Consider the following 25,931-nt stretch of genomic DNA (forward strand, 5'->3'; position numbering starts at 1 on the left):
AGTGTCGGGCACTACATCAATGCATTGTGCGGCAGAGCAGGGCAGGGGGAGGGGGCTGGAGGTTGGGGATCGGTTGAGCCTGTGCTGGCCTCTTCGCGGGTAAACCCGCTCCCACAGGTACACCACTGGGCTCGGGGCCTGTGATATCCCTGTGGGAGCGGGTTTACCCGCGAAGACGCCGGACCAGGCAACCCTTCAATCAGGCAGCAAACCCGCCATCGACCGTCAGGCTGGCCCCAGTGACATACCCCGCCTCAGGCCCCGCCAGGTAAGCCACGAAGCTGGCAATCTCATCCGCCTCGCCATAGCGCCCGATCGCCATCAGCGGGATCAGGCTGTCAGCGAACTCGCCGCTGGCCGGGTTCATGTCGGTGTCCACCGGCCCTGGCTGCACGTTGTTCACGGTAATGCCTTTCGGCCCCAAGTCACGGGCCATGCCGCGGGTCAGGCCGACCAGCGCCGATTTGCTCATGGCATAGGGGGCGCCGCCGGCAAACGGCATGCGCTCGGCATTGGTGCTGCCAATGTTGATGATGCGCCCACCTTGGCCCATGTAGCGTGCCGCGGCCTGGCTGGCGACGAATACGCTGCGCACGTTCACCGCCAGCATGTGGTCGAAGTCGGCCAGGTCGAATTCGGTCACCGGTGCTACCGCCAGCACACCGGCGTTGTTGACCAGGATATCCAGCCTGCCGAAGGCCTTCACAGTGTCATCCACGGCCAGTTGCACAGCCGCCGCGTCGGCGCTGTCGGCCCGCAGGGCCAGGGCCTTGCCGCCGTTTTCGGTAATTTCCTCAGCCAGCGCCTGCGCCGGGCCGGCGGAGCTGACATAGGTGAAGGCCACCTGCGCGCCTTCGCGGGCCAGGCGTCGCACGATGGCTGCACCAATGCCGCGGGAACCGCCCTGTACCAGGGCTACTTTGCCGTCGAGGGTGTGTTGCTTGGACATGCTGATCTCCTGCTGGAAGCCAGGCCGGAATGCCTTGGATGGGCGCAGTATCGGCGCTTGATTACCTGCTGATAAGATGGCAATCACTATCAGCAGAGTAAACCTTTGGTTGCCAATAATGGCCATGGAATCGTTCAACGCGTTGGAATGCTTCATCCGCAGTGCCGAAGTCGGCAGCTTTGCCGAGGCCGCCAGGCGCCTCAGCATTACCCCGGCTGCCGTGGGCAAGCATGTTGCCCAGCTGGAAGCGCGCCTGGGGGTGCGGTTGTTCCAGCGTAGTACCCGCAAGCTGACCCTGACCGAGGCCGGGCAGCGATTTCTGGGGGAGGTCAGTGACAGCTTCCGCACCATCCAGTACGCCGTGGCCAACCTGGCCAGCAGCGAAGGCCAGCCGGCCGGGTTGTTGCGGGTGAGCATGGGCACGGTGTTCGGGCGCTTGTATGTGTTGCCATTGCTGGCCGAGTTCCTGCGTCGCTACCCGGCCATTACCCCGGACTGGCATTTCGACAACCGCCAGGTCGACCTGATCGGCCAGGGCTTCGATGCGGCGATTGGTGGCGGCTTCGATCTGCCGCCGGGGGTTGTGGCGCGCAAGCTGACCCCGGCGCATCGGGTGCTGGTGGCGGCGCCGGCTTACCTGGGCCGGCACGCGCCGATTGACGACCCGCAGGTATTGCAACGGCATGACGGTATCCTGATCCGCTCGCCGCAGACCGGGCGGGTGCGTTCATGGCCGTTGACCAGCCGTTGGCAGGTGCAGCAGCCATTGCAGTTGCGCCAGACGATGACCATGAGTGATTCGGATGCGGCTTGCGCGGTGGCCGAGCAGGGCTTGGGGATTGCCCTGGTGAGCCTGCCGTTTGCAGTGCCGTACCTGGAAGGCGGGCGGCTGCAGCGGGTGCTGCCGGACTGGTACGTGGACGATGGGCATATCAGCCTGTATTTCGCCGAGCACAAGCTGTTGCCGGGCAAGACCCGGGCGTTTATCGATTTTGTGGTGGAGCAGTTCGAAGAGCAGGGGTTGGCGCGGCGGTTCGATGCCTTGCAAACCCTTTAAAAGTGTATTGCCTGTAGCGGCCCTATCGCCGGCAAGCCAGCTCCCACAGGTACAGCGACAACCCCGAGATTAACGCTGCACCCGTGGGAGCTGGCTTGCCGGCGATAGGGCCGGTTCAGACAACATCGACTATGAACAATGCCTGTGCCCCCAGGCTCACCTCATCATCAACCTTCCTGCCGACCAACTGTTGCCCCAGCGGCGAGCGCGGGGTAATCACCGTCACCAGCCCATCCCCCTCGCCAATCTTCAACCCCGCCGCCTCGGGCCCGAGGAACAGTCGGCGCAGCCCGCCATCTTCATCCTCCAGCGTCACCAGGTTGCTCACCTGCACCCCGCGTGCCGGGTCGTAGTCGCGCAGCAGCAGTTGCTGGTAGGTCACCAGCGCCTTGCGGATCTCGGCGCTGCGGCGGGCCTGGCCGGTAGCCAGATACGAGGCTTCCAGGCCCAGGGTGTCGTACTTGTTCTCGGCGATGTTCTCTTCGGCGGTGGCGGCTTCGTACGCGGTTTGCGCCGCGCGGGTCAGCACATCCAGGTCATGCTCGAGGGTGGCGACGATCTGCGCCAGCAGGCTGGGCTTTTCCATGGTCAGTAACAGAACTCCAGCACGTTGGCCTGGCTTTTGTCGGTGGGCGCGGTGCGGTTCTGCTGCAGCCAGAACTGGCACTTGGGGCTGTTGAGGTTGCGCGGGTTGCCCTGGGCGGCCTCGGCGGCCTGTTGCACCTCCTGTTTGTGCAGGATGTCCTTGTAGCGTTCGAACATTTCCGCCTGGGCATCCGCCGCAGGGGCGGGCGCTGGCGGCGCGGCAGGCCGGTACGCGGCGGGGGCCACGGCCTGGGCCAGTGGCTGTACCTGCTGTGGCCACAGTTGCAGGGCCAGCCACAGGCTGGCGGCGATCGCCACGGCGCCCAGCCACAGGCCAAAGGCAACGCACACGATCAACGGCAACGGCTTGAGGGTGATCTTCAGTTCACGGTGGCGCGGCATGGCAGCCTCCTGGCAGGGTGTTCGGGGAGCATTGTCGCATGCGCCTGGGCATTTTTCCGCGCAGGTGCTTTTGTCGGCGACAATTTATGCGCAGAATGCGCGGTTTTTCCGCTGGGCGAGGGCAGGGCACATGAAAGCCACCTGGGACATCTTCTGCAGCGTCGTCGACAACTACGGCGATATAGGCGTGACCTGGCGCCTGGCCCGGCAGCTGGTGGCCGAGCACGGCCTGGCAGTGCGCCTGTGGGTGGATGACCTCAATGCGTTCAAGCCCATGTGCCCCGGGGCCGATGCCGACGCCCCGCAGCAGTGGCAGCACGGTGTGGATGTGCGCCAGTGGCCGGTGACCTGGTTGCCGGTGGCGCCGGCTGATGTGGTAATCGGTGCCTTCGCCTGCCAGTTGCCTGCAACTTATGTAGAGGCAATGCGTGCTCGCGCCACGCCGCCGCTGTGGTTGAACCTCGAATACCTCAGTGCCGAGGACTGGGTGGAGGGCTGCCATGGCTTGCCTTCGCCGCAGCCCAATGGCTTGCGCAAGGTGTTTTTCTTTCCCGGCTTTACCGAAAAAACCGGTGGCCTGCTGCGCGAGGGCTCGCTGCTGGCGCGGCGTGATGCGTTCCAGCAAGGCGCACGGCAGGCCTTCTTGCAGGGGCTTGGCGTAAACCCTGAAGCGGGGGCGTTGCTGATTTCCCTGTTCGCCTACGAAAACCCGCAACTGGGCAACTGGCTTGATGCCCTGGCCTCAGGCGAGCAACCTTGCCACCTGCTGGTGCCGCAAGGGCGCGTTGTCGCGGGGCTCGGCCAGTGGCTTGGCGAGGCGACACTGCAAGTGGGCAGCGTGCGCAAGCGAGGGGCGCTGACCGTGCAGGTGCTACCTTTCGTCAGCCAGGACGACTACGACCGGTTGCTGTGGAGCTGTGATTTCAATGCCGTGCGCGGCGAAGACTCATTCGTGCGCGCGCAGTGGGCTGGGCAGCCGATGCTGTGGCACATCTACGTGCAGGACGAGAATGCCCATTGGGAAAAGCTCGAAGCGTTTCTGGCGCATTATCGACACGGGTTGTCAGGCGATGCCGATGCCGCCCTGCTTGGCCTGTGGCGTGCCTGGAACATGGACCGCGACATGGGCCAGGCCTGGCAGGCGGCCCGCCAGCACTGGCCGGAACTGCAGCAGCATGCCCGGCTTTGGGCAGCGCGACAGGCCGCTCAGCCGGACCTTGCCACAGCGCTAGTACACTTTTACCGAAATTCGCTATGATACGCGGCCTCGATTTTTATAAATCCATCCAGATTCGGATACTTCGTAATGAAAACTGGTAAAGAACTGAAACCCGGTACCGTCCTGCGGATCGACAACGACCCGTGGCTGGTTCAAAAAGCTGAGTTCACCAAGTCGGGCCGTAACAGCGCGATCATGAAGACCAAGCTGAAGAACCTGCTGACCGGCTACAAGACCGAAACCGTCTACGGTGCAGACGACAAGCTGGACGACGTGATCCTGGATCGCAAAGAAGCGACCCTGTCGTTCATCAACGGTGACGAATACACCTTCATGGACACCACCGACTACACCATGTACGAACTGAACGCCGAGGACATCGAAGCCGTTCTGCCGTACATCGAAGAAGGCATGGAAGACGTCTGCGAAGCCGTGTTCTTCGAAGGCCGCCTGGTATCGGTTGAACTGCCGACCACCATCAGCCGCCAGGTTGTCTACACCGAGAACGCTGCACGCGGCGACACCTCGGGCAAGGTGATGAAGCCTGCCAAGCTGAAGAACGGTACCGAGATCTCGGTTGCCGACTTCATCCAGATCGACGAGTGGATCGATATCGACACTCGCGACAACAGCTTCAAAGGCCGTTCCAAGAAGTAATCCTTCCTGTGAAACGCAAAAAACCCGGCCTTGGCCGGGTTTTTTCATGCCTGCAAACTTCCAGGCCGCGGCACGCTTCCCTTGTAGGAGCGGCCTTGTGTCGCGATGGGGCGCGAAGCGGCCCTGACGATCTCACAGGAATACTTGCTTTCGCAGGCCGATCCTGGGGCCGCTTCGCGGCCCATCGCGACACAAGGCCGCTCCTACATGAGGCGCTGCAAGCCTTACACGGTCACGTGCAGGCGCACATCCACATTGCCGCGGGTGGCGTTGGAGTACGGGCACACCTTGTGCGCCTTTTCCACCAGCGCTTCAGCATCGGCCTGGGCCAGGCCCGGCAGGTTGATGTGCAGGTCGATGTCCAGGCCGAAACCACCTGGAATCTGGCCGATGCCCACCTTCGCGGTGATCGAGGCGTCCGCCGGCAGGGCTTTTTTCTCCTGCCCGGCCACGAACTTTAGGGCACCGATGAAGCACGCCGAGTAACCGGCGGCGAACATCTGCTCGGGGTTGGTACCGTCACCGCCTGCGCCGCCCAGCTCCTTGGGGGTGCTCAGGCTGACCACCAGCTTGCCGTCGCTGGAACGGGACTTGCCGTCGCGCCCACCGGTGGAGGTAGCTTCTGCGATGTACAGCGGAGTGACCTTTTGCATCTTGAGCCTCGCTAATGTGCTGTGCGCTCCCCGTCTGGAGGAGGGCGCGGGTTGGTGTGGGATTTAAATTAGCGCGCAATTAGTTAGTGCGCAAGATAAATCGTCACCGCTCATCCGAACGGCCATTGCACAGCATAGCTGTCAGAGGGTTTTCTGCAGGTTCTCGCGCAGCGCCAGCAGGTCGGCCTGCAGCTGTTGCAACTGTTCCAGGCTGCGCCCGCTGGCCTTGAGGATGCACTGCGGCACTTCCTTGGCCTGCTGCTGCAAGGCGCGGCCCTTGTCGGTCAGCTGCACCAGTACCACCCGTTCGTCCTCGCGGCTGCGGTTGCGCTGCAGCAGGCCTTCGCTTTCCAGGCGCTTGAGCAGCGGCGTCAGCGAGCCGGGGTCAGTGAGCAGGTGCTGGCTGATCTCGCCTACGGTCAGGCCGTCGTGCTCCCACAGCACGAGCATGGCCAGGTACTGCGGGTAGGTCAGGCCCAGGGCCTGCAGCAGCGGTTTGTAGACCTTGGTCATCAGCAACGAGGTGGAGTGCAGGGCGAAACAGACCTGGTTGTCCAGCAGCAGCTCGTCACAGGAGGCTTGGGTGTTGGCGTTCATGCAGGTCCTTGAATGTAATCAATGGGAAAGTCTGGCACGCGGATCGTTAGTGCGCGCTTTATTCGCGCAGTTCACTGCGCAAGGCCAGGTCCCAGGGTGGAATCGGGCTGAAGCGGCTCTTGAGAAATTCGAGCAGCAAACGACTGCGAGAGTTCGTTTCATGTTCCAGGCGAAGCGCGTAGATACCGCTGGTTTCCGCTTGGGGCAAGCCACCGTCGCAAAACAAAGGTATCAGCTCGCCACGTAGCAGGTATTCACTGATCAGCCAAGTGGGCAGGTGGGCTATGCCTAAACCGGCGAGGGCGCCGAACAGCAGGGTTTCGGCGTTGTTGGCGGCCATGCGCATGCGTGAGGGGCGGTACAGGCGGGTTTGCCCGGCCACGTTGAAACGCCAGGCGAATGGCGGCGCCAGGCCGTCCCAGTCCAGGCCGTCGTGCCCGGGCAGCTCGCTGGGGCAGGTGGGCATGCCGCGGCTGGCCAGGTAGGCCGGGCTGGCGCAGGCGATGCGCACCATGTAGGCCAATGGCGTGGCGACCAGCCGGGTGTCGGCCAGGGGGCCGGCGCGCAGCACCAGGTCGACCTCGCCCAGGTGGCTGCCATGCAGGTCGACGAAGCTGTCGATCAGGCGCAGTTGCACATCCAGGCCTGGGTAGGCGACCAGGAAATCGGCGATGGCGGGGGCCAGGTGGCGGCGGCCGAATGCGGCGGGGGCGTCGATGCGGATCAGGCCTTCGGGGGCATTGCTCAGCGACACCGCTTCGGCGCGGGCCAGGCGCAGTTCCTCGATGATGCGCCTGGCCCGTTCGGCAAAGGCGTTGCCGGCAGGTGTGGCGCGCACGGCGTGGGTGCTGCGGGTGAACAGGCGGCTGCCCACGGCGCTTTCCAGGTTGTCGATGCGCCGGGCCACGGCAGACGGGGTCAGCGGGTGGCGGCGGGCGGCGGCAGAAAAGCTGCCGGTTTCCAGCACATCGAGGAACAGGCTTAGCTGGTCGGTCAGGGTATCGGGGCTCATGGCTGTCTTGCTTTTGCGAAAAACGCACAGCCATTGTGCGCTGCTGTGCGTTTCCCCGCCAGCCCGCAATCGTTAGCATGCTCGCATTATGTGTAAAGGCGGATGAGGCCCCTGATGATCGAGTGGTTGTTGTATATCGTGCTGGGCGCAGCCCTGGGGACCATGGGTGGCCTTTTCGGCATTGGTGGCGGGCTGATCGCGATTCCGGCGCTGGGCGTGCTGTTCGGCCTGGACCAGCAACTGGCGCAAGGCACGGCGCTGGTGATGGTAGTGCCCAATGTGCTGCTGGCGCTGTGGCGTTATCACCAGCGTAACCGCATCGAGCTGCGCCATGCGGTGCCGTTGTCGCTGTGCAGTTTCGTGTTCGCCTGGTTGGGGTCGATCTGGGCGGTGGGGCTGGATGCGCAATCCATGCGCCTGGGCTTTGTCGGCTTCCTGGTGGCCCTGGCGGTGTGGAACGTGGCGCGGATGTTCATGAAGGTGACGCCGCCCAGCGCCGAGTTGCGCTATGCCTGGCCGTGGCTGGGTGTGCTGGGCAGCTTTGCCGGCACCATGGGCGGCTTGTTCGGGGTGGGTGGGGCCGTGGTGGCCACGCCGATCCTGACCAGTGTGTTCGGTACCACCCAGGTGGTGGCGCAGGGGCTGTCGCTGGCGCTGGCGGCGCCGAGTACCTTGGTAACTCTGGTGACCTATGGGGTGCACCACAGTGTTGACTGGGGGGTGGGGGTTCCATTGGCGGTGGGCGGCCTGCTGAGTATCAGCTGGGGTGTGAAATTGGCCCATGCATTGCCGGAGAAGGTGTTGCGGGCGATGTTCTGTGTGTTTCTGGTGGGGTGTGCGGTGATGCTCGGGTTCGAGCTTTGAGATTTTGGGGCCGCTTTGCGGCCCATCGCGACACAAGGCCGCTCCTACAGGGGATCGCGTGCCCTTGTAGGAGCGGCCTTGTGTCGCGATGGGCTGCGCAGCAGCCCCAAGTTACTTGAACCCTTCGACAATGTAGTCGGCCATGCAGTCGGTAATCGGCGAAGGGTTCTGGGTACTGCGCACCAGCATCACATTGGCCACCGGCAACTGCGGCAACCCTTCGCTCTCGCCCAGAATGCGGATATTCCCGCCGATCAGGCTCTGCAACTGTGCGGTCACCGCCAACCCTGCGGTGACAATGGCAAAGATCGCTGCCAGGCTCGGGCTGGTATAGGCGATACGGTAGTCGATGCCCTGGGCCTCCAGGGCATTGCAGGTCCAGGCCCGGCAGAAGCAGTCGGTGTTGAACAAGGCTACCGGCATGGGGCGTTGCTCCTGCGGGCAGAAGCCTTCCGCGGCGGCCCAGACCAGGCGTTCCTGGCGCAGCAGCTGGCCAATCTCGTTGCCCGGCTCACGGGTGACGATGGTCAGGTCCAGGTCCTGGCGCAGCATCAGTTGTTTGGAGGAGTCGCAATGCACCTCCACCTGCACCAGCGGGTAGGCTTGGGCAAAGCTCGACAGGATGGTCGGCAGGAAACGCATGGCATAGTCGTCCGGCGTACCGATGCGTACGACCCCGACCATGTGCGGCATGCGCAGGGTGTTGAACACTTCCCCATGCAACTTGAGGATGCGCCGCGCATAGCCCAGCAGCACCTGGCCTTCGGCGGTCAGGCGCACCTGGCGGCCGTCGCGCTCGAACAGCTGGCGCTGCAGAATGTCTTCTTCCAGGCGTTTCATCTGCATGCTCACCGCCGACTGGGTGCGGTTGACCACCTCCCCGGCGCGGGTGAAGCCGCCCTGTTCGGCGATGGCCACGAAGGTGCGCAGTACGTCCGCGTCGAGGCTCTGGTACTGGGACATTGCATCAATCTCCGAGATGCATGGCATCAGAAACATTCGTTGGATTGATCTTATGCCTGGCAGGAGACTGGAGCCATCAACACGGAGGGCTTCACGATGAAAGGTCATGTCAGCAGCATCCAGCAACCTGCCTTTTCCCTGAACCACCTGTGGCATGCCGCCCTGCAGCGCCCGGCGCGCTGGCTGCAGCTGTACCGCCAGCGCCAGGAACTGGCCAGCCTGAGTGATGCGACCCTGCACGACCTGGGGCTGAGCCGGGCGGATATCCAGCAGGAGGCCGAGCGGCATTTCTGGGATGACCCGCTGCGGAAATAGGCTAAGTTTGTCGGTGGGTTTACCGGCCTCTTCGCGGGCAAGCCCGCTCCCACAGGTACTGCACAATGTGGGAGCGGGCTTGCCCGCGAAGAGGCCGGAACAGACACTACAAGGAGTTCAGGCTTGCCCCTCAAGCTGTCCATCAACCAGGCCCGCCGCCTGGCCCTTTCTGCCCAAGGTTTCGGCAAACAGCCGGAATCGGCGCCCACCCTGCCAGCACTCAAGCGCATGCTGCAACGCCTGGGTGTGTTGCAGATCGATTCGGTCAACGCCCTGGTCCGCTCCCACTACCTGCCGCTGTTCTCCCGGCTGGGCAACTACTCGCCTGCCACCCTCGACCAGCTCGCCTGGGGCAGTGGCCGCCAGCGCCTGTTGTTCGAGTACTGGGGGCACGAAGCCTCGCTGCTGCCGCTGAGCCTGTACCCACTGCTGCGCTGGCGCATGGCTCATGCCGCCGATGGCCGTGGCATCTATCGCCAGCTCGCGCAGTTTGGCCGTGAACGCCAGGATGTGATCGCCCGGGTACTGGCAGCGGTCCGCGAACAGGGCGCCCTTGGCGCGGGCAGCCTGTCCACCCGCGAGGAGCGGGCTGGCCCCTGGTGGGACTGGAGCGAGGAAAAGCACGCGCTGGAATGGCTGTTCGCCGCAGGGGAGGTGACGGTCGCTGGCCGGCGCGGCTTCGAGCGGCTCTACGATGTGCCGGAAAAGGTCCTGCCGAAGGCGATCCTCGACCAACCTTTGCCCAGCGAGACCGAGGCGCATCAGGGCTTGATGCTGCACGCCGCCACCGCCCTGGGCGTAGCCACCGAGCGCGACCTGCGCGACTACTTCCGCCTGGACCCGGCGCAGGGCAAGGCGGCACTGGCCGAGCTGGTGGCTGATGGCCGCCTGCAAGCGGTCGAGGTGCAGGGTTGGAAGCAGCTTGCCTACTGCGCCGGCGCGCCGCGTATCCCCCGGCGCATCCAGGCCAGCGCGCTGTTGTCGCCGTTCGATTCACTGGTCTGGGAACGCAACCGTACCGAGCGCTTGTTCGACTTCCGCTACCGCCTGGAAATCTACACCCCGGCGCACAAGCGAGTGTACGGCTACTACGTGCTGCCGTTCCTGTACCGCGAACGCATCGGCGCGCGCGTGGACCTGCGCGCCGAGCGCGCCCAGGGGCAACTGGCAGTGCACGCCGTGCATGTCGAGGCAGGCGGCCTGGACGAAGAGGGTTACCAGGCCTTGGCCGGCAACCTGCTGCGCCTGGCCAGCTGGCTGGGGCTGGAGAAGGTGCAACTGAACTGCCCGCGTACCGAGGGCAGCCAGTTGCGCCAGGCGTTGCTCAGCGCCGCACCTGCTTGAGGGTTTCGGCAATCAGGAACGCCAGCTCCAGCGACTGGTCGGCATTCATCCGCGGGTCGCAGTGGGTGTGATAGCGGTCGGACAGCGCATCCTCGGTGATCGGCCGGGCACCGCCGATGCATTCGGTGACGTTCTGCCCGGTCATCTCGATGTGGATGCCGCCGGCATGGCTGCCCTCGGCCTGGTGCACCTGGAAGAACTGTTTCACCTCATCCAGGATCTGCGCAAAGTCACGGGTCTTGTAGCCGCTGCTGGCCTTGATGGTATTGCCATGCATCGGGTCGGAGCTCCACAGCACCTTGCGCCCTTCGCGCTCGACCGTGCGGATCAGCCCCGGCAGGTGGTCGCCGACCTTGCCGGCACCCATGCGCACGATCAGGTTCAGGCGCCCGGGGTCGTTGGCCGGGTTCAGCGTGTCGATCAGGCGGATCAGTTCTTCGGGGTTCATGCTCGGGCCAACCTTGACCCCGATCGGGTTGTGCACGCCGCGCAGGAACTCCACATGGGCACCGTCCAGCTGGCGGGTGCGGTCGCCGATCCACAGCATGTGCGCCGAGCAGTCGTAGTAGTCGCCGGTCAGGCTGTCCTGGCGCACGAAGGCTTCTTCATAGTTCAGCAGCAGTGCTTCGTGGGCGGTGAAGAAGCTGGTTTCGCGCAGCTGCGGCGCGCTGTCCAGGCCGCAGGCGCGCATGAATGCCAGGGTTTCGTCGATGCGGTTGGCCAGTTGGTGGTACTTGTCGGCCAGCGCCGAGTTGGCGATGAAGTCCAGGTTCCACTTGTGCACCTGGTGCAGGTCGGCAAACCCGCCCTGGGCGAAGGCGCGCAGCAGGTTGAGGCTGGCAGTGGCCTGGTGGTAGGCCTGCAGCAGGCGCTCCGGGTCGGGGATGCGGCTTTTCGCGTCGAAGCCGATGCCGTTGACGATGTCACCACGGTAGGCGGGCAGGGTGATGTCGCCGATGGTTTCATCGCCCGATGAGCGCGGCTTGGCGAACTGCCCGGCCATGCGCCCGACCTTGACCACCGGGCAGCCGGCGGCGAAGGTCATGACGATGGCCATCTGCAGCAGCACCTTGAAGGTGTCGCGGATTTTCGCCGCCGAGAACTCGGCGAAGCTCTCGGCGCAGTCGCCACCCTGCAGCAGGAAGGCGCGGCCTTCGGTGACCTCGGCAAACTGCCGGCGCAGCTCGCGCGCCTCGCCCGCGAACACCAGCGGCGGGTAGCTGGCCAGGGTCTGTTCGACCTTCAGCAGGTGCGCGGCATCGGGGTAGGTCGGTTGCTGCTGGATCGGCAGGGCGCGCCAGCTGTCGGGGCTCCACGGTTGGTTCATCTCGGGCTCGGTCTTGTCGGTTGTAGGCTATGGGCCATGGTAACAGTTGGCGCTGCGCTTGTTGCATCGAGGGTGTTGACGGACAATGCGCGTTTTTGCGCGGGTGGGTGGTGAGCATGGCGGCGGAACGGGAAGAGCGGCTACTGGCACGGGTGGAGGACGCCTTTGGCGTCATCAGCGTGTATGAAGTCGACGACTACCGCTTTCTGGAATTCGGCGATGCGATCGAGCAGAGCTGCGTGTTCACGGCCGACCCCAGCTGGCTGGAGTACGACTATACCCGCGCCATGCTGGTGGGGGCGCTGTGCCACGAGCAGCCGGAGAGCGCGCTGTTTCTCGGCCTGGGTGCCGGCACGCTGACCCAGGCCTGCATGAAGTTCCTGCCGCTGGACGACATCGAAGCCATCGAACTGCGCCCGGACGTACCGCGCCTGGCCATGGAGTACCTGGGCCTGGACGACGACCCGCGGCTGTATGTACGCATCGGCGATGCCCTGGAGCTTTTGCCCACGGCGGAGAAGGCCGACCTGCTGTTCGTCGACCTGTACACCGACCATGGGCCGGGGGTGGGCCACCTGGCGTGGAACTTCCTGGAGAACTGCCAGCAGCAGCTGAACCCGGGTGGTTGGCTGGTGATCAACCAGTGGGCCACCGACGATGGCAAGCCGCTGGGCGCGGCGTTGCTGCGCGGGTTGTACCACCGGCATTACTGGGAGCTGCCGGTGAAGGAGGGCAATGTGATCCTGCTGGTGCCGGCGGACCTGGAGCAGACGCTGGACCTGGATGGGCTGAAAGCCCGGGCCGAGGCGCTGGCGCCGCGCCTGGGGTACAGCCTCGAGGGGCTGATCCGCGAGATTCGGCCGGCCACCTGATGAATCTGTGGCGAGGCTGCTGGCCCTATCGCCGGCAAGCCAGCTCCCACACCGACCGCGTTGGCCTCAAGCCATGCGCTGTCCCTGTGGGAGCTGGCTTGCCGGCGATGAGGCCGGTACAGGCAATAAAGGATTATCGATTCAGCTCCGGGTGATTGATGGCCCGACACTGGCCAGGCACCCTGAAAATATTCCTCACGTCTGCGCACGATTTCGGGTATAGTACGCGCCGGTCTTTTAGCGGACCGCAAAATCAGGTGGTGCAAACCCTCCGAGTCCAGCTTCGGCTGCACGTCCGCTAGGCGGACTTTCCCACGTTTTCTTTTTCAATCGTTTTCGCAAATCCCCGCCGCCAAAGCTGCCTGGGTGACCTGTCGGTCTTTCATGGCTTGTGCAGCTTTGGAGCATGGGTCTTTGCGGATGCACCTAGAGGCAGACCCATGACCCAGGAAACCGGCGGCTTCGCCGCTCTCGATCTCAATCCGAATATTGTTGCTGCCGTTCTGGCGACCGGCTACGAAGAGCCGTCCGCCATTCAGCAACAATCGATCCCGATCATCCTCGCCGGTCACGACATGATCGGCCAGGCGCAGACTGGCACCGGCAAGACCGCTGCCTTCGCCCTGCCGATCCTCAACAAGATCGATGTGAGCAAGCGCGAACCGCAAGCCCTGATCCTGGCGCCAACCCGTGAGTTGGCGCTGCAAGTTGCTACCGCTTTCGAAACCTACGCCAAGCAGATGCCGGGCGTGAACGTGGTCGCCGTCTACGGTGGTGCCCCGATGGGCCCACAGCTGCGTGCGATCCGCAACGGCGCGCAAATCGTCGTGGCCACCCCGGGCCGTCTGTGCGACCACCTGCGTCGTGACGAAAAAGTCCTGTCGACCGTGCAGTACCTGGTACTGGACGAAGCCGACGAGATGCTCAAGCTGGGCTTCATGGACGACCTCGAAGTGATCTTCGATGCCATCCCGGCCAGCCGCCAGACCGTGCTGTTCTCCGCCACCCTGCCGTCGTCGATCCGTTCGATCGCCGAACGCCACCTGCGCGAGCCCAAGCACGTCAAGATCCAGAGCAAGACCCAGACCGTTACCGCGATCGAGCAGGCCCACCTGATGGTCCACGCCGACCAGAAGATCCCGGCTGTGCTGCGTCTGCTGGAAGTGGAAGAGTTCGACGCGCTGATCGCCTTCGTGCGTACCAAGCAAGCCACCCTGGACCTGGCCTCCGCGCTGGAAGCCAAGGGCTACAAGGCTGCCGCGCTGAACGGCGACATCGCCCAGAACCAGCGTGAGCGCGTGATCGACTCGCTCAAGGATGGCCGCCTGGACATCGTTGTCGCTACCGACGTCGCTGCCCGTGGCCTGGACGTTCCGCGTATCACTCACGTGTTCAACGTCGACATGCCGTACGACCCGGAGTCCTACGTACACCGTATCGGCCGTACCGGCCGTGCCGGTCGCGATGGCCGTGCACTGCTGCTGGTCACCCCGCGTGAGCGCCGCATGCTGCAGGTGATCGAGCGCGTAACCGGGCAGAAAGTTGCCGAAGCCCGCCTGCCGAATGCCCAGGCCGTGCTGGATGCCCGCATCAAGAAGCTGACCTCGAGCCTGGCGCCACTGGTTGCCGAAGCGGAAGCCACCCACGGCGAGCTGTTCGACCGCCTGACCGCCGACCTGGGTTGCAGCGCGCGTGCCCTGGCTGCTGCCCTGCTGCGCAAGGCCACCAATGGCCAGGCGCTGGACCTGGCTGCGGTAGAGCGTGAGCAGCCGCTGGTGCCGAGCTTCGCCCCGCGTGGTGAGCGTACCGAACGTGGTGAGCGTGGCGAGCGTCCGGAGCGTGGTGACCGCGAGCGCCGTGCGCCGATGCCGCTGGCCGAAGGCCGTGTGCGTTGCCGTACTGCCCTGGGTGCCCGTGACGGCATCGCTGCCAAGAACCTGCTGGGCGCGATCCTCAACGAAGGTGGCCTGGCCCGTGACGCCATTGGCCGCATCCAGGTGCGCGACAGCTTCAGCCTGGTCGAGCTGCCGGAAGATGGCCTGGAGAAGCTGCTGTCCAAGCTCAAGGACACCCGCGTGGCCGGCAAACAGCTGAAGCTGCGTCGCTACCGCGAGGATTGATCCTGGCGCAATGAAAAAATCCCCGGCTTTTGCTGGGGATTTTTTTTGCCTGTGCCATTTTGGGGCTGCTTTGCAGCCCATCGCGACACAAGGCCGCTCCCACAGTAACGGGTTGCACTGTACCTGTGGGAGCGGCCTTGTGTCGCGAAAGGGGCGCAAAGCGCCCCCGGCTATCTTCAGTCGAACCGATAAATGTCCATCCCCAACGCCCCCAAGGTAAACCCTTGGTGCACCACCCCGAACTTGCCCCCAGCCCCCAGGGCAAAGAACAGCGGCAGGAAATGCTCATCACTGGGATGGTTACGCACCGCAAACGGCGCCTGCTGCCGATAACCCAGCAACGCTTCCTGATCATCCGCCCGCAGCTTATCCACCACCCAATCCCTGAACGCCAGTGCCCAAGGCTCGATCACATCCGGCCCGGCATGCCAGTCCAGTTCGCCCAGGTTGTGGGTAATGCTGCCCGAGCCGATCAGCAGCGCGCCCTGGCCGCGCAAACCCGCCAACGCCTGGCCTACCTTGACCTGCAGCGCCGGCCCCATGTGGCTGGGCAGTGAAACCTGCACCACCGGAATATTCGCATCCGGGTACATCAGCGACAGCGGTACCCAGGCGCCGTGGTCGAACGGCCGTTGCGCGTCCAGCCGGGCAGGCAGCCCGGCAGCCTGCAGCAGTTCACTGATCTGGCCGGCAAGGGTGGGGTCGCCCGGTGCCGGGTATTGCACCGCATACAGCGCCGGTGGGAAACCGTAGAAGTCATGCCAGGTCTCTGGCTGCGCGCTACCAGTGACCAGCAGTTCGCGGCTTTCCCAGTGCGCCGACACCACCACGATCGCTTTCGGCCGGGGCAGGGCGTTGGCCAGCCCGGCGAGCGCCGGCCCGCTGGCGCCGGGTTGCAGGGCAAGCATGGGGGAACCATGGGAAATGAACAGGCTGGGCAGCATGGCAGGGTCCTGACGGTTAAGATGCACTCATCTTCGATCAACTACAGATCGAAATCCAAACCAACTTTTACCGACAAACCATCTAAAAATCGGGAGTGATCATGGAGCCAGCGTTCTGGCAGCAGCGGTGGGCCGACAACCAGATCGGCTTTCACCAGGCGCAGGTGAACCCCTATCTGCAGAAGTATTGGCCAGCGCTTGGCCTGGCGCCGGGTAGCCGCGTGCTGGTGCCATTGTGCGGCAAGAGCCTGGACCTGGCCTGGCTGGCCGGGCAGGGGTACCGCGTGTTGGGCGTAGAGCTGTCGCGGCGGGCGGTGGAGGCATTCTTCCGCGAGCATGGGCTTGAAGCCGAGGTGCAACAGCGCGGGGCTTTCGAGGTTTGGCGCAGTGGTGACGTTGAGCTCTGGTGTGGGGATTTCTTTGCGTTGCAGGCAGAGGATATCGGCGACTGCGCGGGGCTGTATGACCGGGCGGCGCTGATTGCCTTGCCGCCGCAGATGCGTGTGGCTTACATGCAGTTGTTGTCGGGCTTGCTGCCGGCGGGTTGCCAGGGGGTGGTGGTGACTCTGGATTATGACCAGGCTTTGTTGGGCGGGCCGCCGTTTTCGGTCGCGGATGAAGAGCTGCGGCAGGGGTTTACCGGGTGGCAGGTGGATGAGCTGGAGGTTGTGGAGGTGATTGAGGAAAGCCCGAAGTTCTTGCAGGCCGGGGTATCGAGTTTGTTGGAGCGGGTGTACCGGGTTAGCCGATGACAGGTGTGTAGCCTGCAGCGGCCCTTTCGCGGGTGAACCCGCTCCCACAGGTACTGCACAATCCTCAAGGTGTGTGGTGAACCTGTGGGAGCGGGTTTACCCGCGAAGAGGCCGGCACAGGTGTACAAAAAAGGGCGACCGAAGTCGCCCTTTTGTTTTACCGGTTGGATCAACCGCGACGGCGCAGGGCCTCGATACGGTCTTCCAGCGGCGGGTGGCTCATCAGCAGCCCGGCCAGGCCGTGCTTCAGGCCACCATTGATGCCGAAGGCCTTCATGGTGTCGGGCATGTGCACCGGCAGGCCTTGCTCCACGCGCAGGCGCTGCAGCGCACCGATCATCGCCGCGGTGCCGGCCAGCTGTGCACCGGCTTCGTCGGCGCGGTATTCGCGGCGGCGCGAGAACCACATCACGATCATGCTGGCCAGAATGCCCAGGATCAGCTCGGCAACGATGGTCGCCACGTAGTAGGCAATGCCCTGGCCTTCTTCGTTCTTGAAGATCACCTTGTCGACGAAGTTGCCGATGATGCGTGCGAAGAACATCACGAAGGTGTTCACCACGCCTTGCACCAGCGCCAGGGTGACCATGTCGCCGTTGGCCACGTGGCCGATCTCGTGGGCCAGCACTGCGCGCACTTCATCGGGCGAGAAACGCTCCAGCAGGCCCTGGGACACGGCGACCAGCGCGTCGTTGCGGTTCCAGCCGGTGGCGAAGGCGTTGGCCTCGTACGCCGGGAAGATACCCACCTCGGGCATCTTGATGCCCGCTTCACGGGACAGCTCTTCGACCGTTTGCAGCAGCCACTGTTCGTGGCGGGTGCGCGGCTGGCTGATGATCTGGGTGCCGGTGGTCATCTTCGCCATCCACTTGGAGATGAACAGCGAGACGAGGGAGCCGGCAAAGCCGAACACGGCGCAGAACACCAGCAGGCTGCTGAGGTTCAGATCGACCCCGTTGGCGGCCATGAACCCGTTGAAACCGAACAGGCTCAGGGTAATGCTTGCAACCAGCACCACCGCGAGGTTGGTGGCTACAAACAACAGAATGCGCATCATGGTTGTTACGTTCTCCTGACGGATGAGTTGTCGCTTACTGCGGGGTATATAAGGTGCCGGCCGTGCCGATTCAATCGGGCGACTATTTCAAACTGTGTACGGCGGAGTATGGCAGAGGATGGCGCGGAGGCTGTGGGATAGAGCGTTGCAGGATGTAAGAAACATCCTGTGGGGTTTTGGGGCTGCTTTGCAGCCCATCGCGACACAAGGCCGCTCCTACAACTGATCGCGTAACCCTGTAGGAGCGGCCTTGTGTCGCGAAAGGGGCGCAAAGCGCCCCCAGGGCCTTCACTTACTGCGAATAACCCTTCAGGAAATTCCCGATCCGGCCAATCGCCGCCTCCAGGTCATCCACCCGCGGCAAGGTGACCACGCGGAAGTGGTCCGGCCACGGCCAGTTGAACGCCGTACCCTGAACGATCAGCAGCTTCTCCGACAGCAGCAGGTCGAGCACGAACTTCTCGTCGTTGTGAATCGGGCAAACCTTCGGGTCGATCTTCGGGAATGCATACAGCGCACCCATCGGCTTCACGCAGCTCACGCCCGGGATGTCGTTCAGCAGTTCGTAGGTGCGGTTGCGCTGCTCCAGCAGGCGGCCCGGTGGCAGCACCAGGTCGTTGATGCTCTGGTAGCCGCCCAGCGCGGTCTGGATGGCATGCTGGGCCGGCACGTTGGCGCACAGGCGCATGTTGGCCAGCATGTCGATGCCTTCGATGTAGCTTTGCGCGTGGTGCTTGGGCCCGGAGATGATCAGCCAGCCGGAACGGAAGCCCGCCACCCGGTACGACTTGGACAGGCCGTTGAAGGTCAGGCACAGCAGGTCGGGGGCCAGCGATGCGGTGCTGATGTGCACGGCTTCGTCGTACAGGATCTTGTCGTAGATCTCGTCGGAGAACACCACCAGATTGTGCTGGCGGGCCAGTTCCAGCATGCCCAGCAGCAGCTCTTTGGAGTACACCGCGCCGGTCGGGTTGTTCGGGTTGATGATCACCAGGGCCTTGGTGTTCGGGGTGATCTTGGCCTTGATGTCCTCAAGGTCGGGGAACCAGTCGGCCTGCTCGTCGCACAGGTAGTGCACCGGCTTGCCGCCGGCCAGGCTCACGGCGGCGGTCCACAGCGGGTAGTCGGGGGCCGGGATCAGCACTTCGTCGCCGTTGTTGAGCAGCGCCTGCATCGACATCACGATCAGCTCGGACACACCATTACCCAGGTAGATGTCCTCGATGCCGACGCCTTCGATCTGCTTCTGCTGGCAGTACTGCATCACCGCCTTGCGCGCGCTGAACAGGCCCTTGGAGTCGCTGTAGCCCTGCGCGGTGGGCAGGTTGCGGATCACATCCTGGAGGATTTCGTCAGGCGCCTCGAAGCCAAACGGCGCCGGGTTGCCGATGTTCAGCTTGAGGATGCGGTGGCCTTCCTCTTCCAGGCGCTTGGCGTGCTTGAGCACTGGGCCGCGAATGTCGTAGCAGACATTGGCGAGCTTGTTCGATTTGCTGAACTGCATGATGGGATCCCGATTGAGAAAACGCGCTACGCCCCGCCGAAAGGTTTGAAAGGGCAGGAAGCGGGTGCCAGACTGAACGCCTGGCACACGAAGCCAACTAATATACGTGCCACCCGCGCCCCGGAAAAGACGGTGCGCAGTGAAATTCAGCCTGCCGAGGTCCCTACATGCAAAAGATCGAGAAAACCCTGGAACAATGGCGGTCGATGCTCGACCCCGAGCAGTACCAGGTGTGCCGCCTCAAGGGCACCGAGCGGCCGTTCAGCGGCAAGTACAACAGCGAGCGCCGCGACGGCATCTACCATTGCATCTGCTGCGGCCTGGCACTGTTCGATGCGCAGACCAAGTTCGATTCCGGCTGCGGCTGGCCGAGCTTCTACGCCCCCATCGAGGAGAGCGCGATGATCGAGATCCGCGACACCTCCCACGGCATGATCCGCACCGAAGTCACCTGTGCCCGCTGCGATGCGCACCTGGGCCACGTATTCCCCGATGGCCCGCCACCGACCGGCCTGCGCTACTGCATCAACTCGGTGTGCATCGACCTGCGCCCGCGCGACTGACCGGAGCCCGACCATGGCTGGATCGATACTGGACATCCCCTGTGTGACCCTGGGCGGCGAGCACAAGAAGCTCGGCGACTTCCCCGGCAAGGCGCTGCTGGTGGTCAATACCGCCAGCCAGTGCGGCTTTACCCCGCAGTACAAGGGCCTGGAGCAACTGTGGCAGGCCTATCGCGCACGCGGCCTGGTGGTGCTGGGCTTCCCCTGCAACCAGTTCGGCAAGCAGGAGCCGGGCGATGCGCGGGAAATTGCCCAGTTCTGCGAGCGCAATTTCGGCGTGAGCTTCCCGCTGTTTCGCAAGGTCGAGGTCAACGGCCCCGGCAGCCACCCGCTGTTCGTCGAACTCAAGCAGCGCGCCCCGGGCATTCTGGGCAGCCAGAAGATCAAGTGGAATTTCACCAAGTTTCTGGTCGACCCGGCCTCTGGCCAGGTAACGCGCTACGCCCCCACCACCAAGCCGCAGGCCCTGGAAGCGGACATCGAGCGCCTGCTCAACCGTTGACCGGCACCCAGTGGTCGACCAGCGCCAGCAGCTCTTCACGGCGGAACGGCTTGGCCAGGTAGTCGTTCATGCCCGCTGCCCGGCAGCGCTCGCGCTCCTCGGGCATGGCGTTGGCGGTGAGGGCAACGATCGGCAGGTCGGGCCAGCGGCCGCTCTGGCGGATGCGCCGGCTGGCCTCGTAGCCGTCCATCACCGGCATGTTGCAGTCCATCAGTACCAGGTCGAATTCGTCCTGTTCCAGTAGCTCCAGAGCCTCGGCGCCCTGGGTGGCCAGCTGCACCTGGCAACCGAGCTTGGCCAGCATGCCCTTGGCCACCAGCTGGTTCACCGGGTTGTCCTCCACCAGCAGGATGCGCGCGCGGCCTTGTTCCAGGGTGATGGCCGGGGTGGCCAGCGGGTGTTCGGGCTCATGGCCCTGCAAGGTGCGGCGCAAGGTCTGGTACAGGGCGTTGCGCGCCAGCGGCCGGGCCAGCTGGTGCAGGGGGGCGAGGGTGACCGACTGTTCGCTGGGCAGGAAGTTGCCGTAGGCGGTCACCAGCAGGATCGGTGTCTTCAGTGCCGGGCGCAGTTCGAACAGCTGGTCCAGGCTGTCGGTGATCAGCAGGTCGATGGCCGTGGCGTCCAGCCCCGCGCTGCTGTCATGGTGCTGATAGGCAAGGCCCCAGGCGGGCAACAGGTCCTGCAGCAGTTCATCGAGCCCGCTGCCGGCCGCGCTCAGCGCCGCCACGCGCCCGTGCAACGGTGCCGGCGGGATGGCTTCGGTGTGCACCGCCAGCGGCAGCTCGGCGGTGAAGCGGCTGCCGAAGCCCGGGTCGGACTTGATATGCAGGTGGCCCTGCATGGCCTTGCACAGGTTGCGTGTCAGCGCCAGGCCCAGGCCGGTACCGCCGTACTGGCGGGTGATGCCGGCGCCGGCCTGGGTGAACGGCTGGAAGATCCGCGCCTGGGCTTCTTCGGGGATGCCGATGCCGGTGTCGCGCACTTCCAGGCGCACACCGCCGACGATGGCCGCCAGGCGCACATCCACGCGGCCGAAGCGGGTGAACTTGAGGGCGTTGGACAGCAGGTTGCTGACGATCTGCCGTACCCGCGTGGGGTCGCCAAGCACGCTGCTGGGGAAGTCGCGGGCGATCAGGCAGGTCAGCTCCACGCTTTGCGCGGTGTTCTGCGACAGCAGGTTGGCGGTGTCCTCGACCATCGAGCCCATGTCGAACGGAATGCGCTCCAGCTCCAGCTGGCCGGCATCGAACTTGGACAGGTCGAGAATATCGTTGAGCAACTCCACCAGTACCTTGCCCGAGTCATGGGCAATCGCCAGCTGCTGGCGTTGTTCGCTGGGCAGCGGGCTGTCCAGGGCAAGGGCGATCATGCCGAGCATGCCGTTGAGCGGGGTACGGATTTCGTGGCTCATGTTGGCGAGGAAGGCGGCGCGTGCCTGGGCCATGTCCAGCGCCCGGCGGCGGGCTTCTTCCAGCTCCTGGTTGGACAGGCTCAGGCTGCTGTTGCTGGCCTTCAGCTCGTTGGTGCGTGCCGAGACGATATCTTCCAGCTCGTTGAGGTACTGGGTCAGGCGGTTTTCCGCGGTGCGCCGCTGCTCGATCTCGGTGGCCATGCTGACGAACTGCTGGTTGGCGACCTTCACCAGTACGCCGATCTCGTCGTGTTCGTGGCCGTGCGGGCAGGCCACGCGGGTTTGCCGGGGCTTGCGCGGGTCGCTGCCGCTGAGCGCGCCGATCACCGTCACCAGCGGCTTGGTCAGCATCATGTAGAACAGCGCCAGGAGGATGCCGGTCAGCACCAGGCTGCGGGCGAAACCGTTGAGCAAGGTGATGCCGGCACGGTCGAGAAAGCGGCTGCCGAAGGCGTAGGTGTCAACCTCCAGGTACAGGGTGCCGAGATATTCCTCGGGCATGTGGGTCAGGTACAGGCGTTCCTTGAACTGGCGCTGGTCGCCGAACAGGAAGTCGCTGAGCGGCCGGTAGCGGTCCTGCAGGCGCGGCCGTTCGACGTCGGCCAGCACTGTTTCGTTGTTGTCGATCAGCCGCGCACGGATGATCGCCGGCGATTGCAGCAGGCCGCGGGTCAGCTCCAGGGCCAGTTCCGAGTCGATGTTGTAGGCGATGCGCGAAGCCGGGTTGTGGCTGATTTGCAGCAAGGCGCGCACTTCACGGTTGATGGACGCGTCTTCGCTGGCATAATCGATGCCGATCTGGATGAGACTGAGCAATGTTCCCAGGATGAAGCCGACCAGGACTGTCAACCGGGCTTGCTTGTATGACAGGCGATTGGTGAACTTGATATCCATGTGTCCCGAGCCGGTTTCACGTCCCTTGCGCTGCGCAAGCATAGCCGAATAGCCCCGGCTGCTGGTGGGCCTGTCACACATTCAGCCTTGATTGTTCTACTGGCTGTGCCGGCCTCTTCGCGGCTAAAGCCGCTCCCACAGGTACATCACAGGTCTCAAGGGCGGTGATAAACCTGTGGGAGCGGCTTTAGCCGCGAAGAGGCCGGCACAGCAGCCCCGAATCTGAATTTGCAGGAGCCCTGATGGACGCTCGCTTGATTGCTTTCCTGGACCGCGCCGAATCGGTACTGGCCCGCCTCGAACCCCTGTTGCCAGCCCAGCGCCCGAACATCGACTGGGCCACCACCCTGGCCGCGCGCTGGCAGCGCGATGGCCGCAGCGGCTACCTGCTGCCGCTGGAAGTCAGCCTGGACATCCGCCTCAGCGACCTGATCGGCGTCGACCAGCAGCGTGATCAGCTGGGCCGCAACACCCATCAGTTCATCAACGGCATGCCGGCCAACCATGCACTGCTGTGGGGCTCGCGCGGCACCGGCAAGTCGTCGCTGGTACGTGCCCTGCTGGCCGAGCACGCGGGTGCCGGCCTGCGCCTGATCGAAATCGAACGCGACCACCTGGCCGACCTGCCACGTGTAGTCGAGCAGCTCCAGAAGCTGCCGCAGCGCTTCATCCTGTTCTGCGACGATCTGTCGTTCGAAGCCGGGGAGGGCGACTACCGGGTGCTCAAGAGCGTGCTCGACGGCTCGCTCGAGCAGGCCCCCGACAACGTGCTGCTGTACGCCACCTCCAACCGCCGCCACCTGGTGCCGGAGAAGGAGAGCGACAACGAGAACTGGAAGCGCGTGGATGGTGAGCTGCACCCCAGCGAAGCGGTGGAGGACAAGATTGCCCTGTCCGACCGTTTTGGCCTGTGGCTGTCGTTCTACCCCTTCACCCAGGAACACTTCCTGAACGTGGTCGAGCACTGGATCGGCCAACTCGCGCAAACTGCCGGCCTGGCCTGGCAGCGCAGCGAAGAACTCGACATACTCGCCGTGCGCTGGGCGACCGGCCGCGGTAACCGTAATGGCCGTTGTGCCTATCAGTTCGCCCGCTACTGGGTCGGGCTGCAATTGCTGGAGCAAAAGTAAATGATCGACCTCAATGCCAGTGGCGCCGGCCTCGACGGCTACAACCTGCTGGCGGCGCAAGTGCAGGCGCTGTTTGCCGACGAGCGTGACTTCATCGCCAATGCCGCGCAGTTTTCGGCGTTCCTCTTTAACCAGGTGGACGACCTGAACTGGGCGGGGTTCTACCTCAACCGCAACGAAGAACTGGTGCTGGGCCCGTTCCAGGGCCAGGTGGCGTGCGTGCGCATCCCGTTCAGCAAGGGCGTGTGCGGGGCGGCAGCGGCCACCCGGCAGACCCAGCGGGTAGAGGACGTGCATGCGTTCCCGGGGCACATTGCCTGTGACAGTGCGTCCAACAGCGAGCTGGTGATCCCGCTGGTGAAGGAGGGCAGGTTGATTGGTGTGCTGGACCTGGACAGCCCGAAGCTTGGGCGCTTCAGTGAGGCGGATCAGGTGGGGCTGGAGCGGTTGGCGGCGATTTTTCTGGAGCTGACCGACTGCTGATATTTGTTGCCTGTACCGGCCTCTTCGCGGCTAAAGCCGCTCCCACAAGGATGGCATCAAGCCTGAAGGCAGTGTCGTCCCTGTGGGAGCGGCTTTAGCCGCGAAGAGGCCAGTACAGGTTAAAGCATCAGTCGTACATCACCTTCTTCTTCCAGGTCTCTTCCTCATCGGTCTTGAGCCCCTGGGTCAGTTCATTCTGCTCGTCCTCCGCCGGGGCCATGCGGTCCAGCACCTGGGCGTTGGCCCGGGCCAGCAGCTTCTCCAGGTACGTCAGCTGCTCTTCATACACCTTCGGTTCCGGCTGCTTGCGCAGGTACTGCACGCCGCGCTCGAAGGCCAGGCGCGCCTGGCCTGGCTGGTTCTGCTGCAAAGCCTGCTGGCCGAGGTTGTTGAAGAACTCGATATGCAGCAGCACCAGGATATGGCGGATTTCCTTGATCCATTGCTTGGCCTCGGGCGTGGGCAGGAAGCCCTCCTGGGCGGCGCGGGTCACCTGGTTGTGCAACGCCTCCAGCAGGAAGCGCACATCCTTGGCCTTGATCTCGGTCTGGATCGGGTTGGGCGGGTTGTTCACCGGAATCTGCCTGCCCTGGGCAATCAGCCTCTCCAGTTCGGCGATGCGCGCCTTGATTTCGGCATTGTGCTTGTCCATCGCCAGTTGACGCTGGTTGAGGTTGAGCTCCAGGCGGGTCAGCAGCAGCTTCAGCGCCGGGGTCATGAACTGGCCGGGGAAGGTCTCGGTGATTTCGCCACAACGGCGCAGGCGGTCGGCCAGCTCGACCTTCATCCGGGCGCGCTCGAGCTTGCCGTTCTCGACCACATTGTTTAGGTAGCCGATCACGATCAGCAACGCGATACCCGCCACGATGAGCAGGGTGATCAGAAGTGGTGTCACCGTTAATGCCTCATTGAAGAAGAATTACAGCTTTGAGTGTAGTGAGTTTGCCGGGGGGCGAATAGCGGCTATATGCCTGTACCGGCCCTTTCGCGGCTAAAGCCGCTCCCACAGGTACGGCACTGCCTTCAAGCTGCGCACGGTCCCTGTGGGAGCGGCTTTAGCCGCGAAAGGGCCGGCACAGGATTGTCTATCTCTATATCGGCAACCCCACCCGCATCTGCACCCCAACTCACCCGGAAGTCATTGATTTAAATAAATTTCTACAAAGGGGTTGACGCCTGTCCGAACCATCCATAGAATGCGCGCCACTTGCAGCGTAAAGCACACAGCGAAACGCGGCAGGGAGTGAAAGCAGGCAGTAATGCCAGCAGCGTGTCCCCTTCGTCTAGTGGCCTAGGACACCGCCCTTTCACGGCGGTAACAGGGGTTCGAGTCCCCTAGGGGACGCCAAATTGCGGGAATAGCTCAGTTGGTAGAGCACGACCTTGCCAAGGTCGGGGTCGCGAGTTCGAGTCTCGTTTCCCGCTCCAGTTTCTCCGGCAGCGCCTAAGGGCGGGGCAGGAAAAGAAAATCCAGGCTGAATCGTGAGGTTCAAACCTGGTGCACTGAAAAGTGTCGTGTGTCCCCTTCGTCTAGTGGCCTAGGACACCGCCCTTTCACGGCGGTAACAGGGGTTCGAGTCCCCTAGGGGACGCCATTTGCGGGAATAGCTCAGTTGGTAGAGCACGACCTTGCCAAGGTCGGGGTCGCGAGTTCGAGTCTCGTTTCCCGCTCCAGTTCAATACTGTGGCGTCTATGCGGTGCAGTGGTGGTGAAGGTCTTCAAGGCGCTTCACGCCGATAGCGGTAAAGCTTCAC

The 25,931-nt window shown here is 64.0% G+C and carries 25 protein-coding genes, 4 tRNA genes and 1 pseudogene; 17 read left to right on the plus strand and 13 right to left on the minus strand.

What is annotated here, in order from left to right; genetic code table 11:
- Positions 1-199: 199 nt before the first annotated feature.
- The gene (locus tag CAG46_RS12500) at positions 200-949 is read right to left on the minus strand and encodes a 3-oxoacyl-ACP reductase family protein (RefSeq protein ID WP_085618114.1); all 750 of its coding nucleotides are present in this window, start codon (positions 947-949) and stop codon (positions 200-202) included.
- 118 nt (positions 950-1,067) lie between these two features.
- On the opposite strand from CAG46_RS12500, the gene CAG46_RS12505 reads away from it, so the two are divergent.
- Positions 1,068-2,006 carry a LysR family transcriptional regulator gene (locus CAG46_RS12505; RefSeq protein ID WP_075044101.1) on the plus strand — a complete coding sequence of 313 codons (939 nt, stop codon included), beginning with the start codon at positions 1,068-1,070 and terminating at the stop codon, positions 2,004-2,006.
- Between the two features lie 115 nt (positions 2,007-2,121).
- On the opposite strand, the gene CAG46_RS12510 is transcribed toward CAG46_RS12505, so the two are convergent.
- Together CAG46_RS12510 and CAG46_RS12515 are read right to left on the minus strand one after the other, a co-directional pair.
- Positions 2,122-2,592 (minus strand): GreA/GreB family elongation factor, encoded by a 471-nt coding sequence (locus CAG46_RS12510; RefSeq protein WP_085618116.1) that lies wholly within the window; start codon positions 2,590-2,592, stop codon positions 2,122-2,124.
- A 2-nt stretch (positions 2,593-2,594) separates the two neighbouring features.
- A complete protein-coding gene (locus CAG46_RS12515) occupies positions 2,595-2,993 on the minus strand; it encodes a hypothetical protein (protein WP_025338175.1) in 399 nt (132 codons plus the stop codon).
- A gap of 130 nt (positions 2,994-3,123) precedes the next feature.
- On the opposite strand from CAG46_RS12515, the gene earP reads away from it, so the two are divergent.
- The gene (gene earP, locus CAG46_RS12520) at positions 3,124-4,251 is read left to right on the plus strand and encodes an elongation factor P maturation arginine rhamnosyltransferase EarP (protein WP_085618118.1); all 1,128 of its coding nucleotides are present in this window, start codon (positions 3,124-3,126) and stop codon (positions 4,249-4,251) included.
- Positions 4,252-4,299: 48 nt separating this feature from the next.
- Complete coding sequence (efp, locus tag CAG46_RS12525; RefSeq protein WP_013971530.1) at positions 4,300-4,869, plus strand: elongation factor P; 570 nt, start codon at positions 4,300-4,302, stop codon at positions 4,867-4,869.
- A gap of 224 nt (positions 4,870-5,093) precedes the next feature.
- On the opposite strand, the gene CAG46_RS12530 is transcribed toward efp, so the two are convergent.
- The 3 genes from CAG46_RS12530 to CAG46_RS12540 form a co-directional block, all read right to left on the minus strand.
- Positions 5,094-5,522, minus strand: coding sequence for an organic hydroperoxide resistance protein (locus CAG46_RS12530; protein ID WP_085590091.1), 429 nt, complete (start codon positions 5,520-5,522; stop codon positions 5,094-5,096).
- A 141-nt stretch (positions 5,523-5,663) separates the two neighbouring features.
- Positions 5,664-6,119, minus strand: a complete 456-nt coding sequence (locus CAG46_RS12535; RefSeq protein WP_025338178.1) for a MarR family winged helix-turn-helix transcriptional regulator — start codon at positions 6,117-6,119, stop codon at positions 5,664-5,666.
- Positions 6,120-6,177: 58 nt separating this feature from the next.
- Positions 6,178-7,131, minus strand: a complete 954-nt coding sequence (locus tag CAG46_RS12540; protein ID WP_025338179.1) for a LysR family transcriptional regulator — start codon at positions 7,129-7,131, stop codon at positions 6,178-6,180.
- 114 nt (positions 7,132-7,245) lie between these two features.
- Here CAG46_RS12540 and CAG46_RS12545 point away from each other — a divergent pair, with 114 nt between their 5' ends.
- Complete coding sequence (locus CAG46_RS12545; protein WP_025338180.1) at positions 7,246-7,995, plus strand: sulfite exporter TauE/SafE family protein; 750 nt, start codon at positions 7,246-7,248, stop codon at positions 7,993-7,995.
- Between the two features lie 111 nt (positions 7,996-8,106).
- Here the strand turns inward: CAG46_RS12545 and CAG46_RS12550 are convergent, their stop codons facing one another.
- Positions 8,107-8,958 carry a LysR substrate-binding domain-containing protein gene (locus tag CAG46_RS12550; protein WP_061552405.1) on the minus strand — a complete coding sequence of 284 codons (852 nt, stop codon included), beginning with the start codon at positions 8,956-8,958 and terminating at the stop codon, positions 8,107-8,109.
- Between the two features lie 96 nt (positions 8,959-9,054).
- Between CAG46_RS12550 and CAG46_RS12555 the strand changes: the two genes are divergently transcribed.
- Both CAG46_RS12555 and CAG46_RS12560 read left to right on the plus strand, forming a co-directional pair.
- Positions 9,055-9,273 (plus strand): DUF1127 domain-containing protein, encoded by a 219-nt coding sequence (locus CAG46_RS12555; protein WP_013971536.1) that lies wholly within the window; start codon positions 9,055-9,057, stop codon positions 9,271-9,273.
- A 123-nt stretch (positions 9,274-9,396) separates the two neighbouring features.
- Positions 9,397-10,617, plus strand: a complete 1,221-nt coding sequence (locus CAG46_RS12560) for a winged helix-turn-helix domain-containing protein (protein ID WP_085618121.1) — start codon at positions 9,397-9,399, stop codon at positions 10,615-10,617.
- On the opposite strand, the gene CAG46_RS12565 is transcribed toward CAG46_RS12560, so the two are convergent.
- Positions 10,598-11,944 carry a class II 3-deoxy-7-phosphoheptulonate synthase gene (locus tag CAG46_RS12565; protein ID WP_003247094.1) on the minus strand — a complete coding sequence of 449 codons (1,347 nt, stop codon included), beginning with the start codon at positions 11,942-11,944 and terminating at the stop codon, positions 10,598-10,600. The two genes, CAG46_RS12560 and CAG46_RS12565, sit on opposite strands and share 20 nt — an antisense overlap.
- Before the next feature lie 116 nt (positions 11,945-12,060).
- On the opposite strand from CAG46_RS12565, the gene CAG46_RS12570 reads away from it, so the two are divergent.
- Both CAG46_RS12570 and CAG46_RS12575 read left to right on the plus strand, forming a co-directional pair.
- The gene (locus CAG46_RS12570; RefSeq protein ID WP_025338183.1) at positions 12,061-12,816 is read left to right on the plus strand and encodes a spermidine synthase; all 756 of its coding nucleotides are present in this window, start codon (positions 12,061-12,063) and stop codon (positions 12,814-12,816) included.
- 406 nt (positions 12,817-13,222) lie between these two features.
- Positions 13,223-14,936, plus strand: a pseudogene (locus tag CAG46_RS12575) (DEAD/DEAH box helicase).
- 176 nt (positions 14,937-15,112) lie between these two features.
- Here CAG46_RS12575 and CAG46_RS12580 read toward each other — a convergent pair.
- Positions 15,113-15,880 carry a class III extradiol ring-cleavage dioxygenase gene (locus CAG46_RS12580; protein ID WP_085618123.1) on the minus strand — a complete coding sequence of 256 codons (768 nt, stop codon included), beginning with the start codon at positions 15,878-15,880 and terminating at the stop codon, positions 15,113-15,115.
- A gap of 101 nt (positions 15,881-15,981) precedes the next feature.
- On the opposite strand from CAG46_RS12580, the gene CAG46_RS12585 reads away from it, so the two are divergent.
- Complete coding sequence (locus CAG46_RS12585; RefSeq protein WP_085618125.1) at positions 15,982-16,632, plus strand: thiopurine S-methyltransferase; 651 nt, start codon at positions 15,982-15,984, stop codon at positions 16,630-16,632.
- A gap of 169 nt (positions 16,633-16,801) precedes the next feature.
- On the opposite strand, the gene htpX is transcribed toward CAG46_RS12585, so the two are convergent.
- Positions 16,802-17,689 (minus strand): protease HtpX, encoded by an 888-nt coding sequence (htpX, locus tag CAG46_RS12590; protein ID WP_003259721.1) that lies wholly within the window; start codon positions 17,687-17,689, stop codon positions 16,802-16,804.
- Positions 17,690-17,981: 292 nt separating this feature from the next.
- Complete coding sequence (locus tag CAG46_RS12595) at positions 17,982-19,193, minus strand: pyridoxal phosphate-dependent aminotransferase (RefSeq protein ID WP_013971543.1); 1,212 nt, start codon at positions 19,191-19,193, stop codon at positions 17,982-17,984.
- Positions 19,194-19,360: 167 nt separating this feature from the next.
- Here CAG46_RS12595 and msrB point away from each other — a divergent pair, with 167 nt between their 5' ends.
- Both msrB and CAG46_RS12605 read left to right on the plus strand, forming a co-directional pair.
- The gene (gene msrB, locus CAG46_RS12600; RefSeq protein WP_085590101.1) at positions 19,361-19,756 is read left to right on the plus strand and encodes a peptide-methionine (R)-S-oxide reductase MsrB; all 396 of its coding nucleotides are present in this window, start codon (positions 19,361-19,363) and stop codon (positions 19,754-19,756) included.
- A gap of 13 nt (positions 19,757-19,769) precedes the next feature.
- Positions 19,770-20,258, plus strand: a complete 489-nt coding sequence (locus CAG46_RS12605) for a glutathione peroxidase (protein ID WP_025338188.1) — start codon at positions 19,770-19,772, stop codon at positions 20,256-20,258.
- Here the strand turns inward: CAG46_RS12605 and CAG46_RS12610 are convergent.
- Positions 20,248-22,605 (minus strand): response regulator, encoded by a 2,358-nt coding sequence (locus tag CAG46_RS12610; protein WP_085618127.1) that lies wholly within the window; start codon positions 22,603-22,605, stop codon positions 20,248-20,250. The two genes, CAG46_RS12605 and CAG46_RS12610, sit on opposite strands and share 11 nt — an antisense overlap.
- A 200-nt stretch (positions 22,606-22,805) precedes the next feature.
- On the opposite strand from CAG46_RS12610, the gene CAG46_RS12615 reads away from it, so the two are divergent.
- Together CAG46_RS12615 and CAG46_RS12620 are read left to right on the plus strand one after the other, a co-directional pair.
- On the plus strand, positions 22,806-23,693 hold the full coding sequence (locus CAG46_RS12615) for an ATP-binding protein (RefSeq protein WP_013971547.1): 888 nt from the start codon (positions 22,806-22,808) through the stop codon (positions 23,691-23,693).
- Positions 23,694-24,176 (plus strand): GAF domain-containing protein, encoded by a 483-nt coding sequence (locus CAG46_RS12620; protein WP_085618129.1) that lies wholly within the window; start codon positions 23,694-23,696, stop codon positions 24,174-24,176. It abuts the gene before it with no gap.
- A 127-nt stretch (positions 24,177-24,303) separates the two neighbouring features.
- On the opposite strand, the gene CAG46_RS12625 is transcribed toward CAG46_RS12620, so the two are convergent.
- Positions 24,304-25,071 (minus strand): hypothetical protein, encoded by a 768-nt coding sequence (locus CAG46_RS12625; protein WP_075044110.1) that lies wholly within the window; start codon positions 25,069-25,071, stop codon positions 24,304-24,306.
- Positions 25,072-25,448: 377 nt separating this feature from the next.
- Here CAG46_RS12625 and CAG46_RS12630 point away from each other — a divergent pair.
- The 4 genes from CAG46_RS12630 (at position 25,449) to CAG46_RS12645 (ending at position 25,850) form a co-directional block, all read left to right on the plus strand.
- Positions 25,449-25,524, plus strand: a tRNA-Glu gene (locus CAG46_RS12630).
- Between the two features lie 4 nt (positions 25,525-25,528).
- Positions 25,529-25,604 (plus strand) — tRNA-Gly (locus CAG46_RS12635).
- Positions 25,605-25,695: 91 nt separating this feature from the next.
- A tRNA-Glu gene (locus CAG46_RS12640) sits at positions 25,696-25,771 on the plus strand.
- 3 nt (positions 25,772-25,774) lie between these two features.
- Positions 25,775-25,850 (plus strand) — tRNA-Gly (locus tag CAG46_RS12645).
- Positions 25,851-25,931: the final 81 nt, after the last annotated feature.

This window comes from Pseudomonas sp. B23(2017), assembly GCF_002113725.1.
GTDB lineage: Bacteria > Pseudomonadota > Gammaproteobacteria > Pseudomonadales > Pseudomonadaceae > Aquipseudomonas > Aquipseudomonas putida_Z.

Bases quoted from the DNA above. Each gene is read 5' to 3' on its own strand.
- CAG46_RS12530 (WP_085590091.1), bottom strand. From the start codon at position 5,522: ATGCAAAAGGTCACTCCGCTGTACATCGCAGAAGCTACCTCCACCGGT.
- efp (WP_013971530.1), top strand. From the start codon at position 4,300: ATGAAAACTGGTAAAGAACTGAAACCCGGTACCGTCCTGCGGATCGAC.
- CAG46_RS12585 (WP_085618125.1), top strand. From the start codon at position 15,982: ATGGAGCCAGCGTTCTGGCAGCAGCGGTGGGCCGACAACCAGATCGGC.
- CAG46_RS12620 (WP_085618129.1), top strand. From the start codon at position 23,694: ATGATCGACCTCAATGCCAGTGGCGCCGGCCTCGACGGCTACAACCTG.
- CAG46_RS12505 (WP_075044101.1), top strand. From the start codon at position 1,068: ATGGCCATGGAATCGTTCAACGCGTTGGAATGCTTCATCCGCAGTGCC.
- CAG46_RS12580 (WP_085618123.1), bottom strand. From the start codon at position 15,880: ATGCTGCCCAGCCTGTTCATTTCCCATGGTTCCCCCATGCTTGCCCTG.
- htpX (WP_003259721.1), bottom strand. From the start codon at position 17,689: ATGATGCGCATTCTGTTGTTTGTAGCCACCAACCTCGCGGTGGTGCTG.
- CAG46_RS12615 (WP_013971547.1), top strand. From the start codon at position 22,806: ATGGACGCTCGCTTGATTGCTTTCCTGGACCGCGCCGAATCGGTACTG.
- CAG46_RS12545 (WP_025338180.1), top strand. From the start codon at position 7,246: ATGATCGAGTGGTTGTTGTATATCGTGCTGGGCGCAGCCCTGGGGACC.
- CAG46_RS12550 (WP_061552405.1), bottom strand. From the start codon at position 8,958: ATGTCCCAGTACCAGAGCCTCGACGCGGACGTACTGCGCACCTTCGTG.
- msrB (WP_085590101.1), top strand. From the start codon at position 19,361: ATGCAAAAGATCGAGAAAACCCTGGAACAATGGCGGTCGATGCTCGAC.
- earP (WP_085618118.1), top strand. From the start codon at position 3,124: ATGAAAGCCACCTGGGACATCTTCTGCAGCGTCGTCGACAACTACGGC.
- CAG46_RS12515 (WP_025338175.1), bottom strand. From the start codon at position 2,993: ATGCCGCGCCACCGTGAACTGAAGATCACCCTCAAGCCGTTGCCGTTG.
- CAG46_RS12565 (WP_003247094.1), bottom strand. From the start codon at position 11,944: ATGAACCAACCGTGGAGCCCCGACAGCTGGCGCGCCCTGCCGATCCAG.
- CAG46_RS12595 (WP_013971543.1), bottom strand. From the start codon at position 19,193: ATGCAGTTCAGCAAATCGAACAAGCTCGCCAATGTCTGCTACGACATT.
- CAG46_RS12610 (WP_085618127.1), bottom strand. From the start codon at position 22,605: ATGCTTGCGCAGCGCAAGGGACGTGAAACCGGCTCGGGACACATGGAT.
- CAG46_RS12605 (WP_025338188.1), top strand. From the start codon at position 19,770: ATGGCTGGATCGATACTGGACATCCCCTGTGTGACCCTGGGCGGCGAG.
- CAG46_RS12500 (WP_085618114.1), bottom strand. From the start codon at position 949: ATGTCCAAGCAACACACCCTCGACGGCAAAGTAGCCCTGGTACAGGGC.
- CAG46_RS12510 (WP_085618116.1), bottom strand. From the start codon at position 2,592: ATGGAAAAGCCCAGCCTGCTGGCGCAGATCGTCGCCACCCTCGAGCAT.
- CAG46_RS12555 (WP_013971536.1), top strand. From the start codon at position 9,055: ATGAAAGGTCATGTCAGCAGCATCCAGCAACCTGCCTTTTCCCTGAAC.
- CAG46_RS12570 (WP_025338183.1), top strand. From the start codon at position 12,061: ATGGCGGCGGAACGGGAAGAGCGGCTACTGGCACGGGTGGAGGACGCC.
- CAG46_RS12540 (WP_025338179.1), bottom strand. From the start codon at position 7,131: ATGAGCCCCGATACCCTGACCGACCAGCTAAGCCTGTTCCTCGATGTG.
- CAG46_RS12535 (WP_025338178.1), bottom strand. From the start codon at position 6,119: ATGAACGCCAACACCCAAGCCTCCTGTGACGAGCTGCTGCTGGACAAC.